We start from the raw sequence: 15,213 nt of genomic DNA on the forward strand, positions 1-15,213 counted from the left end.
TCTATGTTTGGGTGCCGTTTTTATTCGGTACCGGCTGCCTTGATATCGTCTTCGCTCATTTCGAGCATGGTGCTTCCGATGCCCAGCGCCTCTTTGATCTCCTCTTCGATTCTGGCGGCGAGTTCCGGGTTGTCCTTGAGGGTCTGCTTGGCGTTTTCGCGTCCCTGGCCCAGTTTCGTCTCTTTGTAACTGAACCAGGCTCCCGATTTGTCGATAATGTCGAGTTTGACCCCGTAATCGATGATCTCGCCCTCCTTGCTGATCCCCTCTCCGAACATGATGTCGAATTCGGCGATGCGGAAAGGCGGCGCGACTTTGTTTTTGACCACTTTCGCTTTGACCCGGTTGCCGATCTGGTTTTCGCCCTGTTTCAGGGTCGCTATGCGGCGTACGTCGATGCGGACGGACGCGTAGAATTTAAGGGCGTTTCCGCCGGTTGTCGTCTCGGGGCTGCCGTAACCCATTGTACCAATTTTCATACGAATCTGGTTGATGAATATGACTGTGGTCTCCATTTTGTGCAGAACGCCTGTAAGCTTTCGTAACGCCTGGCTCATCAAGCGCGCCTGCAGCCCGACATGGGTGTCTCCCATATCCCCTTCGATCTCCGCCTTGGGGGTGAGTGCCGCCACGGAGTCCACGACGATCACATCCACCGCCCCGCTTCGGGCGATGGTTTCGACGATGTCGAGTGCCTGTTCGCCGAAATCGGGCTGGCTCACCAGCAGATTTTCCACATCGACGCCGAGATTTTTGGCGTAGCGCACATCAAGCGCGTGTTCCGCGTCGATGAAGGCGCAGATGCTGCCATCCTTCTGCGCTTCCGAGATGATCTGCAGCGCGAGCGTCGTCTTGCCCGAACTTTCCGGCCCGTAGATTTCGATAATGCGCCCACGCGGCACTCCGCCGATTCCCAGCGCCATATCGAGTCCCAGCGATCCTGTGCTGATCGCTTCGATCGGCTCGATCTCCCTGTCACCCAGGCGCACCAGCGCTCCCTTGCCGAATGCCTTGTCGATCTGTTTGATCGCGACATCCAGCGCCTTCTGTTTATTCGGATCTATGTTCATCCAAACCCTTTGAAAAGAAATTAGTGATATTTTATCACCAATTCGATAAAATCTTGCAAAAAGATGATGATCACCGGTTATCGACCATTGCTCATCTAAAAGGCGCTTCGCGTTTCATGAAGGATTATGCCATCAAACCCAGCACTCTCTTGGTTGCCCATTCGCCCGATGCGGACGATATTTTCATGTACTACGCCATCAAATTCGGCTGGGTGAGCCCGCCTGTTCCTTTCGACAATATCGCTCTGGATATCGAAACACTCAATGAAGCGGCACTGGCAGGCACCTACGATGTGACCGCGATCAGCTTCGCCCTCTACCCGAAAATACGAAACGATTACGCCCTGTTGCGCACCGCCGTCAGTTTCGGGGAGGGGTATGGCCCCAAGCTGATCAAAAGAAAGGGAACCCGGCTGCGCAGAAATTTCAAGGTGGCGCTTTCGGGCAGGCATACGACCAACGCTATGCTTTTTCGCATCGCCTATCCCGAGGCCCGCATCGTCTACAAAAATTTTCTCGATATCGAAAAGGCGGTACTGGAGGGAGAGGTGCACGCGGGGGTGCTGATTCACGAAAGCATTCTCGATTTCGACGAGAGCCTGGAGGTGGAACGGGAAATATGGGATATCTGGCGGGAACTCGCGGGCAGGGAGCTGCCGCTTCCTTTGGGCGGTATGGCCCTGCGCCGCTCCATCCCGCTGACCCGGGCGATCGCCGTCGAGAACGCCCTCATCCGAGCCGTTGACGTGGCCGACCGCCACCGCCACCTCCTGGCCAGAATGCTTTTGGAACGCCACCTTGTCCGCATCGATGCCGACACCCTCGATACCTATCTGGATCTTTACGCCAACGACAAGAGCGTCACGATGGATGCCGCTCAGCTCGAAGCGCTGAACAGGCTCTTTCAGATAGGGTACGAGCACGGGTTTTACGAATGTCCGATAGATGCGGAAGATTTTATGATACCCACAGAGTATTTGTCGGAGCGGTTTTCGTGAAACCGCTCCGACGCAGTGAAAAGTTCGCGGTGAAAAGTGAAAAGTTTCAGAAGGGTCGCTTGGCTTGCTTTTACTTTTATATAAAAGAAAACAGGTTCGCAAAGCGAACGAAGTATCATCGATACGCGGTGCGAAGCATCGCCCATACACTTTTCACTTTTCATCATTTTGCCGGAGTCAAGATAGATGGAAGCCCAGTTCGTCGCGCTCGGAGTGGAGACACTGAAACTGGCGCTGATACTCTCTTTGCCGATGCTCTTGGCAGGGTTGATCGCCGGACTGGCCATCAGCATTTTCCAGGCGACGACCCAGATCAACGAGATGACGCTTAGCTTCATACCCAAGATCATCATCGTCGCGCTTGTCATGATTATTACGATGCCGTGGATGATGAATGAGATGATAGACTTCACGACCCGCATTTACGATATGATCAAAGGTTTCGCTTTTTGACCTTCCGCCGTATCGATTTCTCGAAATTTTCCAGTATCAAAATCGGCCCCGCCATCGATGTGATGGTTCTGGAAAAAGGAGACAGCCCGCCGAGTGGGCGATTTTTGATAGGCCACGCCAACAATCTCCTCATCTCTTGCGCCCCGCCACCCCTGATGATGCTCGGCAAGGATTTCGACTACATCGCAATCGAAGAGGATGCGTTGGTCATTGGCGCGTCGACACCCACGGGGAAAATCCTCTCTTTCTGCAAAAAACACGATATCGGCGGGTTCGAGTATGTGGCGAAACTTCCCGGTACGCTGGGCGGGATGCTGGCGATGAATGCGGGAGTCAAATCCCATGAGACTTTCGATGCGCTTTTGGGTGTTGTCACCGACCGGGGACGTTTCCGCAAAGAGGAGATTCCCCACGGCTACCGCTACGCACAGCTTCCCGGTATCGCCTACGAGGCGTCGTTTATGCTCAAAAGGGGGTTCGACCGGCATCTGGCCGAAGCGTTGGTGGCGCTGCGTGCCCACCAGCCCAGGGAACCGAGCGCGGGGAGTGTTTTCAAGAACCCGCCGGGCGATTACGCCGGCCGGCTCATCGAGGAAGCCGGGCTGAAGGGGCATCGCATCGGCGCAATGGCATGGAGCCGGATGCACGCCAACTTTCTGGTCAATCTCGGGGGCGGCAGTTTCGAAGATGCGATGGCACTCATCGACCTGGCCCGTCGGAGGGTATGGAAGCAGTTTGGTGTCGAGCTCTCCTTGGAAATCAAAATCGTTGATAAATAAATCAAAAATCATTTATTTTGCAAAACGAACAACCTTTTGTATAATCCGCTCGAATTCAATAGATAAGGATACACTATGGCAAGAAAGATCTCCTGGCTGACAGGCGGCCTGATGATGGCGCTGCTGATTCTTTTCACCTTTTCGATATGGGGTGCGGACCGGCCGATCGGAGCATCCACCTACGTTCCCTATTTCGCCGGCCTTCTGTTCGGACTCGATCCCGAGCAGTACGAATATATGAGAGAGATCGAAAAGGCGGGTGCCTGGGAGGGCGTCATGCTGCTCGGCGCCTTTTTGGGCGGTCTGTTCATGTCCGTTTTCGTGACGAAAACCTTCCGTTTCAGCGTATTGCCCTCTCTTTGGAAAGAGCGGAAGAACCGATCCGTGGCCTCGCGCCTTTTCTGGAGCTTTGTATCGGGGTTCATAATGATCGTCGGCGCGCGTCTGGCGGGCGGATGCACGAGCGGCCATTTTCTCTCCGGCGCCAGCCAGATCGCGGTGAGCGGACTGATTTTCGGGGGCATCGTCATGGTGACGCTTCTTGTCACAGGTCGACTTTTCTACAAGAAGAGAGGAGCCCAGGATGTTTGACGAGTTGCTGCAGCGCTTTATGCATATGTTCGAGGTCGTGGCCGCCGAGGGGCACGGAAGTGTCTGGATGGTGCTTTTTATCGGCTTCGTATTCGGCGCGATCATTCAGTGGTCGCGGGTGGACAAGTTTGAAAAAATCGCCGGTTTCGCGATGCTGGAGGATATGACCGTACCCAAGATGCTCTTCTTCGCGATCGGTTTCGCGAGCATCTTTCTTTATGTTTTCATCGAAATTGGACTGGCACACTACCATGTCAAGCCGATCATGCTCGGAGGCCTCGTGATCGGCGCGATCCTTTTCGGCGTGGCGATGGCGATATTCGGAAAGTGCCCGGGAACGGGGCCCATCTCCGTGGCAGAGGGGCGGATCGACGTACTTGTCGGCGCGATCGGGGGCATTTTCGGCGGTCTCTTCTTTACGTGGGCCTATCCGTGGCTCAAGCCGATCATGGGGCCCGACTACGGCAAACTGACGCTGCCGCAGTTTTTCGAGGGCCAGGAGCATCTGGTCGTCCTCATCTACGGACTGGCTCTGATCGCCGTGGCGTTCGTGATCCCGGACATCGAATATCTCGATCCGGAAGATCACGAAAAGAAGGCGGAACTCTAACCCCTTGGGGCCGCTCCTTTTGCTATAATTCGGGCAAAAGGAGCGCCCATGCATATTCATCCCCACGGTATCAGGATCGATCTTCACAGGATCGGTGGCGAAGTCTACGCGGAACTCGCCCTGCGGGGCAGACTGACCCATGAAGATTACGAAACGTTTGTTCCCGTTATCGAAAACGCGATGCGGGGGCTTCCGTCCGGGTCACTGAATCTGATCATCGATATGCGCCGTTTCGAAGGGTGGACGCCCCGCGCGGCATGGGACGATTTCAGGTTCGGCCTCGAGTGGCGTAAGGATATCCGCAAAATGGCGGTCGTCGGAGAGAGAAAATGGGAGGCGCTTTTCGCGAAGATGGCAGACTGGATGATCAGTGGCGAAGCGAAATACTTCGAGACGATGGAGGAGGCGCGCCATTGGCTGCTGAACCGCAAAAGCTGAGCGAGAAGATTGCCAGGCAGATCGCGCAGATCGCGAAGGAGTCGGTCAGGATCGATATAGAGATTCTGCGATTTCTCAAAGAGGATTTCGAGGAAATCCGGCGCATCGCCAAGGAACAGGGGATCTCTCCGGCGAAACTCGCGGTGACGATCCTGGAGGGAATCAAAAAGGGACTGGTCGAAGGGGGCGTGGAGAGCCTCGAACTGGTCCGGGATATTCTCGACAGATCACGAGATGAACTTGTCGATCTCGAAAAGAGATGGCGCGATAAAACGTAGAAAAGCTTACATTTGATATAATCACCCCAAATTCAGATAGTAAAGGTAGGGAATGCTGCTGTTTACCCCGGGGCCCACACCTGTGCCCGAAGAGGTCCGTATGGCGATGGCCGGACCGACGATCCATCATAGAACCCCCGAATTCGAAGCGATTTTCAAAAAGGCCCGCGAAAGGCTGATGCGGCTTTTTGGGATGGATGAGTGTGTCGTGCTGGCATCCAGCGGAACGGGCGCGATGGAGGCGTGCGTGACCAATCTGTGCCGCCGAAAGGCGCTGACTGTCAATGCGGGAAAATTCGGCGAGCGGTTCGGAAAGATCGTCGAAGCGTTCGGACTCGGGCATGTCGAACTCAAATACGCATGGGATACCCCGGCCGATGTGGAAGACATCAAGGCGGCGCTCGCCGATGATCCGGATATCGACGCGCTCTGCATACAGATAAGCGAGAGCGCCGGCGGCCTCCGCCATCCGGTGGAAGAGATCGCGGCGGTGGTCAAAGCGGTCAACCCCGATATCATGGTTATCGCCGACGGCATCACGGCCGTGGGCGTGGAACCGATCGATGTCACCCATATCGACGCCCTGGTCGCAGGCAGCCAGAAAGCGCTGATGCTGCCGCCGGGAATGGCGATGATCGGCCTCAGTGACGCAGCCGTCAAAAAGATCGGCGAAGGGAACGGCTACTACTTCAATCTCGCCGATGAAATCAAAAAACAGCAGAAAAACACCACCGCCTATACGGCGCCGACCACCCTCATCATCGGGCTTGAGAAGGTGCTCGAGATGATCGAGAAGCAGGGGTACGAAGAGTTCTACCGAAAGACGCGGGCGAGGGCCCTTGCGACCCGTGCCGCGTTGGAGGCGATTGGGTGTCAGCTCTATCCGAAAGCGCCGGCTCTCTCCATGAGCGCCGTCTTCGACGAAGAGGCCAACATGGTGCGATTGATCCTCAAAACGGAATTCGGTGTCAATATCGCGGGCGGGCAGGAGCACCTGAAGGGAAAACTCTTCCGCATCAACCAGATGGGGCTCATTCCCGTCTACGAGAGCGCGTGGGTCGTCAACGCCGTCGAATGGGCTTTCGACAGGATGGACCGCCGTCCCTATGACGGCATGGCGTCGAAAGTCTTCAACGAAGTCTACTACGCAAACGAGAACGCATGATTTTCGAGCATGAGATACCGGCGGGGAGCCGGCTCTATTTCGCGGAGAGCGCAAAAGAGAAGCGGCGAATCGAGCGTGTTGCCAGCGAACTGTTGGAAAAAGAGGGATTCGAAGAGATCGCGACGCCGCTCTTTTCGTACCATCAGCATCAAGGCGTCCGTGACAGGATGGAGCTGCTCAGGTTCAGCGACCCGCAGAACAGGGAGGTGACTCTGCGGGCCGACAGTACGATCGATGTGGTGCGCCTCGTGACCAAACGCCTCGGGCGTTCGACCCGTCAGAAAAAGTGGTTCTATATCCAGCCGGTCTACCGCTACCCGACCCTGGAGATCAACCAGATCGGCGCCGAATGGCTCGACGGAAGACTCGCCGATGTGCTCGATGTGACGATGTCGCTTTTCGAAGCGCTTGAAGTCGATCCGATTCTGCAGATTTCCAATATCCAGATTCCCGTGATCATTTCATTCGAGTTCGATATCCCGCTGGAATGGTTCGCATCGATGCAGCTCGAGAAGCTTTTGGGTACGCAATATGCCTGGCTCGGCGATCTGGCGCGGGTCCAGCATCTGGAGCAGCTGGATGCGGTGATGCCGAGGGTGCCCGAGATTCTGCGGCCGGAGCTTGAGAAGATGAAGGAGCTGATGGAGGCGTGCCGCTGCAAACAGTGTGTGCTGGCACCGCTTTATTACGCGAAGATGCGCTACTACGACGGCCTCTTCTTTCAATGCTTCACAGGCAACAGCCCGCTGGCTTCCGGCGGGCACTTCATCAACGACGACATCTCCGCCGCGGGATTTGCGCTCTACACCGATGCGCTGATCGAGGTGCGGACCAAAGGAAACGAACAATGAAGCAGTCAGATTTGCACAAAGCCGACCTGATCGTCGGGTTGCAATGGGGTGACGAAGGCAAAGGCAAGATCGTGGACATGATGGCGCAGGATTACGAGGTTGTCGCACGATTCGCCGGGGGCCACAACGCCGGCCACACGATCGTCACCAACGGAAAGAAATACGCGCTTCACCTGATCCCTTCGGGCATACTCAATCCCGACGCCGTCAATATCATCGGCAACGGTGTCGTCGTCTGCCCTGCCAATCTGATGAAAGAGATGTCCCAGTTCGACAATCTCGAGGGGCGTCTCTGGCTCAGCGACAAAGCCCATCTGATTCTTCCCTACCACCAGATGATCGACCAGGCCAAAGAGCGGATGCGGGGCGACAAGGCGATCGGGACGACGGGGCGGGGCATCGGACCCGCCTATGCCGACAAGATCTCCCGTTCCGGCCATCGGGTCGGTGAACTGAAGGATGTCGAGACGCTTTTTGTCAAGATTGTCGAGTATCTGAATCAGAACAGGCCGGTTTTCGAGGCGATGGGTGTCGATGTGCCTTCCGAAAACTCTTTGAAAGAGGATCTTGAGCGGTATCGTGACGGATTGCTGCCCTACATCACCGATACGACCCAGATGATCTGGAGAGAGCTCAGGGAGGGCAGAAAGATTCTGCTTGAAGGAGCCCAGGGCACGATGCTCGACATCGACCATGGCACCTATCCCTATGTCACGAGCTCCAACACGATCGCCGGCGGAGCCTGTACGGGAATGGGGCTCTCGCCCAAGCAGATCGGCAGGGTCACCGGCATTGCCAAGGCTTACTGCACCCGTGTCGGCAACGGTCCGTTCCCCAGCGAAGATTTCGGGCCCGACGGCGACCGTCTCAGGGAGCAGGGGCACGAGTTCGGTACGACGACGGGCCGTCCGAGGCGCTGCGGGTGGTTCGACGCGGTGGCGATTCGCCATGCCTGCGCGCTCAACGGGTGCGATCAGATATCCCTGATGAAATTGGATGTGCTGGACGGTTTCGAGAAGATCAAGATCTGTGTGGGGTACGAGTTCGAAGGAGAGCGCATCGACTACGTCCCATACGATCTGGAGCATGTCACGCCGATCTACGAAACCTTCCCGGGCTGGGAGAAAGTCGAGGGCATCGACGACTACGATGCGCTGCCCGATTCGGCGAAAGCCTATATCGAAACGATCGAACGGGTCAGCGGCGTGAAGGTGGGCATCATCTCCACGAGCCCCGACAGAAACGATACGATAGTGAGGCCATGATGGTCCATGGTCGATGGCCGATGGTGACGTATCCTTGCCTCCCGCTCATTGGCCATCGGGACAGACGCACCAAAACTGCCCGCTTCCCGTTTCCGGCATTTCGCTTTCCCGAAAGGGGCAACCCGTGAAAAACTACAAGGCCCTCACGAAGCTTCGCAAGCGACAGTTCGAGCAGGCGGAGCAGGCGATGGCGTCGGCCAATGCCGCACTGCAGAAACTCCTGGAGAAAAAAGAGGCATTGCGGGCCGACGCGCGGGCCGTGGAACCCCCGAAAGAGGGGCTTGGAACGCAGCTGAACGCCATGCTTTCCCAGAAAAAGGCCATCAAACGGGCACTCGAAGCCCTCGAGTACGAGATCGATGCCGCCATGCGGGCCAAAAAGGAGAAGGAGCGTCTGCTCAAAGCCGCCCATATCGCGTACGAACAGGCCAAAAGCATCGAATCCCAGGCTGAGAAGATCGTACTGGAAAAGGCGGCGAGAGCCAATCGGAACAGGCTTGATGAGATCGCATCCCAGCGCTTCTGGCGCGATCGAAACGAGTGGAAAGGGAGGGAGTGATGAAGTCTCTTGCGGTGATCGTGCTGCCGATGCTGCTTTTGGCGGAGACGACGAAGCCGCTTGAGTGCAACAAGATCTTCGAGGAGCGGAAACAGGAGCTGGTGCTCAAACTCGAAGAGATCGACGAGGCGCGACAGGCGTACGAGGCGCTCAAGGCCGCCACCGAAGAGATGTTTCGAAAAAAAGAGGCGCTCCTGGCGAAAAAGGAGGCCGATCTCAACGCGACGCGCCTGAAACTCGAAGCGGAGCGAAAAGAGATCGAAAAGCTGATCGCCCGAAACGAAGAGCTGCTCAAAGCGATCAAGGAGGCCAAAGCCGACAAAGTTTCCAAGACGTATGCGAAGATGAAAGCCTCCGCGGCGGCGCAGATTCTCGAGCGGATGAGGGCACAGGAGGCCGCTTCGATTCTGGCGACACTCAAACCCAAAAGCGTGGGGCAGATTCTTTCGAAAATGGATCCGGCCAAAGCGTCGAAGATCACCCTACTGCTCCAGGATCGGCTGCCCAGCGGAAAGAAAAAATAGAAACAGAAATTCCGGTTTTTAACTCCTTTCTTACATATCTTTCGATAAACTATCCCCATCCAATTCAAAACCATGCCCGCAACGGCGGGCTGCCAAAGGCGCGTTATGAAGTTAAGTTTAGCCCATGCACCCTATATAGCCAACAAGATCGGAATCGATCTGGCGAACGCACCTTTTGTCGAGATCAAGCGGGGTCTTGAACCGGTTATCGAAAAGGCGAGAGAGGTCATCGAAAAAGATATCAAGAACGAACGGGCGCTCGAAGAGCGGGTCAACGAACTGCTGGAAGAGAAAGAGGACGAGATCGAGTTCATGCGGGCGGATGTCCGCCAGCTGTTTTGGATGATAAAAAAGAAACTGGCGCCGGAATATGGCGTCATCTTGAACAACGAGGAGCGCTACAGCGATCTGAGCCACAAGATTCTCAACGAACTGTGGGAAGAGGACCTGATCGACTATTCGGTCAACGAGAACCAGGTGCGCGGAGTCATCTTCAAGGCGATCGAAGAGTATATGAAATCTTTCGAGCAGATCGAGGACGCCGTATTGGAAAAGATCTCCCACTACAAACGCAAGCTCATACCCGGAACCGAAGAGTACGATCTCATTTTCGAACGGCTCTACGAAGAAGAACTGCGGAAGCGGGGGATGATGTAATGGTCCCACTCAAACCTATCTATATCTATCTTGAGAACGGCCTGCTTCTTGAAGGGAAGAGTTTCGGTGCCGAGGGAACGCGGGTCGGCGAGATTGTTTTCAACACCTCCATGACGGGATATCAGGAGATCGTGACCGACCCCAGCTATGCCGGCCAGTTTGTCACGTTTACAATGCCAGAGATAGGAAATGTCGGCTGCAACAGGCAAGATATGGAATCCAAAGCGGCGTGGTGCAAAGGAATCATCGTCCGGCAGTACCAGGCCGAGCCCTCCAATTTCCGCAGCGAAGAGCCACTGCACGAACTTCTGAAGCGCTTCGACGTTTTGGGCATCTGCGATGTCGATACCCGCTTTCTGACCAAAACGCTTCGGGAAGAGGGCGCGATGATGATGATAGCCTCCACGGAGATATGCGAGAAGGAGGAGCTGGCGAGGCTGCTTGCCGACGCTCCCCACATCAGCGAAGTCAACTATATCGAAGCGGTCAGCACGAAAGAGCCATACGAGCACACGACGGGCCGATACGATCCCCGTGCCTTCCGCTACAACGACGCGCCGAAACCGAAGGCGAACATCGTGGCACTCGATTTTGGCGTCAAACGGAACATTCTCAACGAGTTGACCGAAGCGGGGATGCATGTGGAGGTCGTTCCCAACTCGGTGGAGGCGGAAACGCTGATCGAGCGCTATGAAAAGGGCGATATCGACGGTGTCTTCCTCTCCAACGGTCCGGGCGATCCGCTCATCCTCAAAAAGGAGCGGGAGAAGATCGCAAAACTGATCGAGGCGAAGGTGCCGATGTTCGGTATCTGTCTTGGCCATCAACTCCTTTCCATCGCCCATGGCTACGACACGTACAAGCTGAAATTCGGCCATCACGGCGGCAACCACCCTGTCAAGAATGTCGGGACGGGTGCGGTGGAAATCACGGCGCAGAACCACAACTACAACGTGCCGGATACCATCACGGAGATTGCGGAAGTGACCCATACGAACCTTTTTGATGGCACCATCGAAGGGGTACGCTACAAAGAGAGTCCCATTCTGTCGGTGCAACACCATCCGGAGGCTTCTCCGGGGCCTCACGAAAGCCGTTACGTCTTTGGCGAATTTCTGAAAATGATCGAACGTTAACATCGCCCCTCCGGGGGCGCCTCCAACTTTCCACTCCCCACTTTTTGAACTTAACACAAAGTTAACACCCCTGTTTTATAATTCCTTTTCAAATTTCATATAAGAAATGAAGGAAACGGCAATGAAGAAAGTTATCCATCTAGGCCTGTCGATCGCGGCCGCTTCAATGTTGTATGCCGAAGAGATGCAACTTGAGACGATCGAAGTGGAAGAGACGGGAACATCCATCGTCGTCAAAGACGTGGCGGGAGAAGAGGTCCGTTCGGCGGACCTGGCGGATGCGCTCTACAGACTCGATCCCAATGTCCAGCTGGTGCGCCGAAGCGGGATAGCCAACGACATCATCGTGCGGGGGATGCGCAAAGACAACATCAACGTCTTGATCGACGGCGGAAAACTCTACGGCGGCTGCCCCAACCGGATGGACCCGCCGATTTCCCACGTCCTTGCCAACAATGTGGACAATATCGTCATCAAGGAGGGGCCCTACGATGTGGAGCATTTCGGTACGCTGACCGGACTGGTGGAGGTCAATACCCTCAAGCCCTCCCAAGAGAAACAGGGCGAAATCAACCTGAATGCCGGAAGCTGGGACTACTACAAACTGGGTGCACGATTCAGCGGCGGCAACGAATGGCTGCGGATGATGGTCGGCGGATCGACCGAAAGCAGCGGGCAGTACAAAGACGGGGACGGCAATACGCTGGCGGACCAGGTGAAAAATTTTGCGGCGGCTTCGAACAGTCCAAAGGTCAAAGGCGCTCAATATGCTCCGGAACATTACCATATGGATGCATACGAGAAGAAGACGGGGATGATCAAACTTTTTGCGGATGTGGCGGACAACCAGGAGCTTAGGCTGAGCTACACCGTCAACCAGAGCGACGACGTGATGTACCCCAGCACGCCGATGGACGCCAAAGAGGACAACTCCAATCTCTTCAACGCCGAATACATCGTCCGCAACCTCGGAGAGTGGTCGAAAAAACTTAAGCTGAAATTCTACAACTCCTGGGTCTACCATCCGATGGGGAACTATTACAGACGATCGGCCGTCGCGAAAGGTATCATCGAAAACATAATGCATTCACGTATCTATGGCGGCGTCGTCAAGAACAGCATGGACCTCTACGGGGGGACTCTGAAAATTGGTGTCGATGCGAGCCGCCGTACGTGGGATGGCGAGTATCGCTCATCGAAAGGTCTTCCTTTTGACGGCAAGGCGAGCATCGACAACTCGAAAACCAAGGATGTCGGAGTGTTCGCCAACTATACCAAAACGATCGGCGCTTTCGACCTCGACGCGGGTGTGCGCTACGACATGGCCCGTGTCGAATCCGATGTGCCCGAAACGGAGACCAACGATTACAACGCATTCGGAGGATATCTCTTCGGCACCTATCGTCTTGATGAACAGATGAGGTTATTCGGAGGCGTAGGGACATCCATCCGTGTGCCGGATGGCAAAGAGCTCTATTTCCAGGACAAGGTGGGTGGCGCTTTACACGGCAATCCTGACCTGAACGAGGTGCGCAATACGCAGGTGGATATCGGGATGGAAGCGGAGGCGTTCGAAAGCGCGACGGTGCGCATCAAAGGATTTTATTCAAAATTGAAGGATTTCATATTCTACAACAACACCTATCCCATTGCTCCCGATGTCAAAGGAAGATACGAAAACCAGGATGCCACACTCTATGGGATATCGGTCGACGGCACATACGCTTTGAACGACGAAATCTATTTCGATGGCGGCATCGCCTGGCTGCGCGGAAAAAAAGATGATCCGCTGACCGGTCAGAGTGACAAAGATATGCCCAATATAGCGCCGCTGAAGGGAACGCTGGGCGCCAACTGGGATTTCGACGAAACAGCGACGGCACGCCTTGCGATGGTAGCGGCCGGCGGATGGAGAGATTACGACGGTGACAATGGCGAGCAGCGCCTCCCCGGGTATGCCGTCTTCAATTTCAAGCTGAAAAAAGATTTCCTCAATCGCTACGAAGTGACACTGGGCGTCGACAATATTTTCGACAAAACCTACGCCATCACCAACACCTACGCCGACATGACCCTGGTCACCGGCGGCCAACCGATGCTTCTGAACGAACCGGGACGCTATATCTACGGCAATCTGACATGGCACTTTTGATTGCAATCGCCGGGGTTTTCTTACCCGGCGAAGATATTGCAATATAAAATCCTCCTTAATAAAATAGTTAATTCCCGATCAACAGATTTTAAGCCTATATTCATAAAAATGTCACTATGATGTCACTGTCATATTCTCTTGTATGGTGGAGACTTATGCAAAAACGGGTTTTTTGCATGGTTGACAGATGACAGGACAATAAATCAAAGGAGGTTTGCATGCAAAATGCAGCGTTGGAATACGATTATTCCGTTGCGAAATGGTTTACCTATCTGGCCATTATCTTCGGTATCGTAGGTATGGTGATAGGTACGTATATCGCATTTGAGTTGGCGTATCCGGAGCTGAACAATCTGTTCGGACAGTATGGAACGTTTAGCCGACTGCGACCGCTTCATACGAACGTCGTCGCGTTCGGTTTCACCCTGAGCGGTATCTGGGCGGCATTCTATTATATCGCGCAGAGGACTCTCAAGGTCTCTTTGAAAGAGAGCGGATTTGTCAGTGGACTCGCCAAATTGCACTTTTGGCTTTATCTCATTTTGGCAGCCCTGCTTGTCGTGACCGAACTGCTCGGTATCACCACATCCAAAGAGTATGCCGAAATGGAGTGGCCTCTGGATATTCTGACCGTCGTTGTCTGGGTCATTTTCGGAATGGCGATGTTCGGCCTTATCGGTATGCGCCGTGAAAAGACGCTCTATATTTCCATGTGGTATTTCATCGCGTTCTTCCTCGGTGTTGCGATGCTCTACCTTTTCAACAACATGGAAGTTCCGACCTACCTCGTTGCCGGCATGGGCAAATGGTATCACTCCGTCTCCATGTATGCCGGAACCAACGATGCGCTGGTACAGTGGTGGTACGGCCACAACGCGGTTGCCTTCGTCTTTACCGTGCCGATTATCGCGATGATCTACTACTTCCTTCCCAAAGAGTCCGGTCAACCGGTCTTCTCTTACAAACTCTCTCTCCTTTCGTTCTGGGGATTGATGTTTGTCTACCTCTGGGCGGGCGGACACCACCTGATCTACTCCACCGTTCCTGACTGGATGCAGACGATGGGTTCAGTTTTCTCGGTCGTCCTGATCCTTCCTTCGTGGGGTTCTGCGATCAACATGCTGCTGACGATGAAAGGGGAATGGAACCAGCTCAAAGAGTCTCCGCTGATCAAATTCATGGTTCTGGCATCGACTTTCTATATGCTCTCTACACTCGAAGGTCCGATTCAGTCCATCAAATCCGTCAACGCGCTGGCACACTTTACCGACTGGATTCCGGGCCACGTTCACGACGGTACACTCGGATGGGTCGCCTTTATGGTCATTGCCGCTACGCTGCACATGGCACCCCGCTTCTATAAGCGTGAAATCTACAGCAAAAAGCTGATGGAGATGCAGTTCTGGATTCAGACAACCGGTATCGTGCTCTACTTCTCCAGTATGTGGATTGCAGGTATCACCCAGGGTATGATGTGGCGTGCGGTCGATCAGTACGGCAACCTCGCCTATTCGTTCATCGATACGGTAACCGTTCTGCATCCGTATTACACAATTCGTGCGCTCGGTGGCGTTCTGTTTGTTATCGGCCTCTTTATGTGGGCCTACAACTTCGTCAAAACGATGTCCAATGCCAAAGTGCTCGAAAAAGAGCCCGCATTTGCATCGCCGATGGGCGCATAAGGAGG

General features: G+C 54.7%; 17 protein-coding genes. 16 read left to right on the plus strand and 1 reads right to left on the minus strand.

The window, feature by feature from the left end:
• Positions 1-20 precede the first annotated feature (20 nt).
• Entirely contained in the window at positions 21-1,070 is a 1,050-nt protein-coding gene (recA, locus tag JMG82_RS08655; protein ID WP_201352353.1) for a recombinase RecA, read from the minus strand.
• 116 nt (positions 1,071-1,186) lie between these two features.
• On the opposite strand from recA, the gene JMG82_RS08660 reads away from it, so the two are divergent.
• From JMG82_RS08660 to ccoN, 16 genes are all read left to right on the plus strand, one after another.
• Positions 1,187-2,068 (plus strand): menaquinone biosynthesis family protein, encoded by an 882-nt coding sequence (locus JMG82_RS08660; RefSeq protein ID WP_201352354.1) that lies wholly within the window; start codon positions 1,187-1,189, stop codon positions 2,066-2,068.
• Positions 2,069-2,254: 186 nt separating this feature from the next.
• Entirely contained in the window at positions 2,255-2,521 is a 267-nt protein-coding gene (gene fliQ / locus JMG82_RS08665) for a flagellar biosynthesis protein FliQ (protein WP_201352355.1), read from the plus strand.
• Positions 2,518-3,300, plus strand: a complete 783-nt coding sequence (locus JMG82_RS08670; protein WP_201352356.1) for a UDP-N-acetylmuramate dehydrogenase — start codon at positions 2,518-2,520, stop codon at positions 3,298-3,300. Before fliQ ends, JMG82_RS08670 begins: the two co-directional genes overlap by 4 nt.
• Positions 3,301-3,375: 75 nt before the next feature.
• On the plus strand, positions 3,376-3,891 hold the full coding sequence (locus tag JMG82_RS08675; RefSeq protein ID WP_201352357.1) for a YeeE/YedE thiosulfate transporter family protein: 516 nt from the start codon (positions 3,376-3,378) through the stop codon (positions 3,889-3,891).
• Positions 3,884-4,501, plus strand: coding sequence for a YeeE/YedE thiosulfate transporter family protein (locus JMG82_RS08680; protein ID WP_201352358.1), 618 nt, complete (start codon positions 3,884-3,886; stop codon positions 4,499-4,501). The genes JMG82_RS08675 and JMG82_RS08680 overlap by 8 nt, the downstream gene beginning before the upstream one ends.
• 48 nt (positions 4,502-4,549) lie before the next feature.
• Positions 4,550-4,939: a SpoIIAA family protein gene (locus JMG82_RS08685; RefSeq protein ID WP_201352359.1), complete on the plus strand. Its 390-nt coding sequence runs from the start codon at positions 4,550-4,552 to the stop codon at positions 4,937-4,939.
• A complete protein-coding gene (locus tag JMG82_RS08690) occupies positions 4,915-5,217 on the plus strand; it encodes a hypothetical protein (protein ID WP_201352360.1) in 303 nt (100 codons plus the stop codon). Before JMG82_RS08685 ends, JMG82_RS08690 begins: the two co-directional genes overlap by 25 nt.
• 52 nt (positions 5,218-5,269) lie before the next feature.
• The gene (locus JMG82_RS08695) at positions 5,270-6,382 is read left to right on the plus strand and encodes a pyridoxal-phosphate-dependent aminotransferase family protein (RefSeq protein ID WP_201352361.1); all 1,113 of its coding nucleotides are present in this window, start codon (positions 5,270-5,272) and stop codon (positions 6,380-6,382) included.
• Positions 6,379-7,233, plus strand: a complete 855-nt coding sequence (locus JMG82_RS08700; RefSeq protein WP_201352362.1) for an ATP phosphoribosyltransferase regulatory subunit — start codon at positions 6,379-6,381, stop codon at positions 7,231-7,233. The genes JMG82_RS08695 and JMG82_RS08700 overlap by 4 nt, the downstream gene beginning before the upstream one ends.
• Positions 7,234-7,244: 11 nt before the next feature.
• Positions 7,245-8,498: an adenylosuccinate synthase gene (locus JMG82_RS08705; protein WP_201354330.1), complete on the plus strand. Its 1,254-nt coding sequence runs from the start codon at positions 7,245-7,247 to the stop codon at positions 8,496-8,498.
• 124 nt (positions 8,499-8,622) lie between these two features.
• Positions 8,623-9,057, plus strand: a complete 435-nt coding sequence (locus JMG82_RS08710; protein ID WP_201352363.1) for a flagellar FliJ family protein — start codon at positions 8,623-8,625, stop codon at positions 9,055-9,057.
• A complete protein-coding gene (locus tag JMG82_RS08715; protein WP_201352364.1) occupies positions 9,057-9,581 on the plus strand; it encodes a MotE family protein in 525 nt (174 codons plus the stop codon). Before JMG82_RS08710 ends, JMG82_RS08715 begins: the two co-directional genes overlap by 1 nt.
• 105 nt (positions 9,582-9,686) lie before the next feature.
• Positions 9,687-10,238: a DUF507 family protein gene (locus JMG82_RS08720; RefSeq protein ID WP_201352365.1), complete on the plus strand. Its 552-nt coding sequence runs from the start codon at positions 9,687-9,689 to the stop codon at positions 10,236-10,238.
• Positions 10,238-11,374, plus strand: coding sequence for a glutamine-hydrolyzing carbamoyl-phosphate synthase small subunit (carA, locus tag JMG82_RS08725; protein ID WP_201352366.1), 1,137 nt, complete (start codon positions 10,238-10,240; stop codon positions 11,372-11,374). Before JMG82_RS08720 ends, carA begins: the two co-directional genes overlap by 1 nt.
• Positions 11,375-11,495: 121 nt before the next feature.
• Positions 11,496-13,526 carry a TonB-dependent receptor gene (locus JMG82_RS08730; RefSeq protein WP_201352367.1) on the plus strand — a complete coding sequence of 677 codons (2,031 nt, stop codon included), beginning with the start codon at positions 11,496-11,498 and terminating at the stop codon, positions 13,524-13,526.
• 218 nt (positions 13,527-13,744) lie between these two features.
• Positions 13,745-15,208, plus strand: a complete 1,464-nt coding sequence (ccoN, locus tag JMG82_RS08735; protein WP_201352368.1) for a cytochrome-c oxidase, cbb3-type subunit I — start codon at positions 13,745-13,747, stop codon at positions 15,206-15,208.
• Positions 15,209-15,213: the final 5 nt, after the last annotated feature.

Origin of the sequence: Hydrogenimonas urashimensis (genome assembly GCF_016593255.1) — a bacterium.
GTDB lineage: Bacteria > Campylobacterota > Campylobacteria > Campylobacterales > Hydrogenimonadaceae > Hydrogenimonas > Hydrogenimonas urashimensis.

Coding starts and splice junctions, on each gene's coding strand:
- recA (WP_201352353.1), bottom strand. CDS start 1,070: ATGAACATAGATCCGAATAAACAGAAGGCGCTGGATGTCGCGATCAAA.
- JMG82_RS08660 (WP_201352354.1), top strand. CDS start 1,187: ATGAAGGATTATGCCATCAAACCCAGCACTCTCTTGGTTGCCCATTCG.
- fliQ (WP_201352355.1), top strand. CDS start 2,255: ATGGAAGCCCAGTTCGTCGCGCTCGGAGTGGAGACACTGAAACTGGCG.
- JMG82_RS08675 (WP_201352357.1), top strand. CDS start 3,376: ATGGCAAGAAAGATCTCCTGGCTGACAGGCGGCCTGATGATGGCGCTG.
- JMG82_RS08680 (WP_201352358.1), top strand. CDS start 3,884: ATGTTTGACGAGTTGCTGCAGCGCTTTATGCATATGTTCGAGGTCGTG.
- JMG82_RS08685 (WP_201352359.1), top strand. CDS start 4,550: ATGCATATTCATCCCCACGGTATCAGGATCGATCTTCACAGGATCGGT.
- JMG82_RS08695 (WP_201352361.1), top strand. CDS start 5,270: ATGCTGCTGTTTACCCCGGGGCCCACACCTGTGCCCGAAGAGGTCCGT.
- JMG82_RS08700 (WP_201352362.1), top strand. CDS start 6,379: ATGATTTTCGAGCATGAGATACCGGCGGGGAGCCGGCTCTATTTCGCG.
- JMG82_RS08715 (WP_201352364.1), top strand. CDS start 9,057: ATGAAGTCTCTTGCGGTGATCGTGCTGCCGATGCTGCTTTTGGCGGAG.
- JMG82_RS08720 (WP_201352365.1), top strand. CDS start 9,687: ATGAAGTTAAGTTTAGCCCATGCACCCTATATAGCCAACAAGATCGGA.
- carA (WP_201352366.1), top strand. CDS start 10,238: ATGGTCCCACTCAAACCTATCTATATCTATCTTGAGAACGGCCTGCTT.
- JMG82_RS08730 (WP_201352367.1), top strand. CDS start 11,496: ATGAAGAAAGTTATCCATCTAGGCCTGTCGATCGCGGCCGCTTCAATG.
- ccoN (WP_201352368.1), top strand. CDS start 13,745: ATGCAAAATGCAGCGTTGGAATACGATTATTCCGTTGCGAAATGGTTT.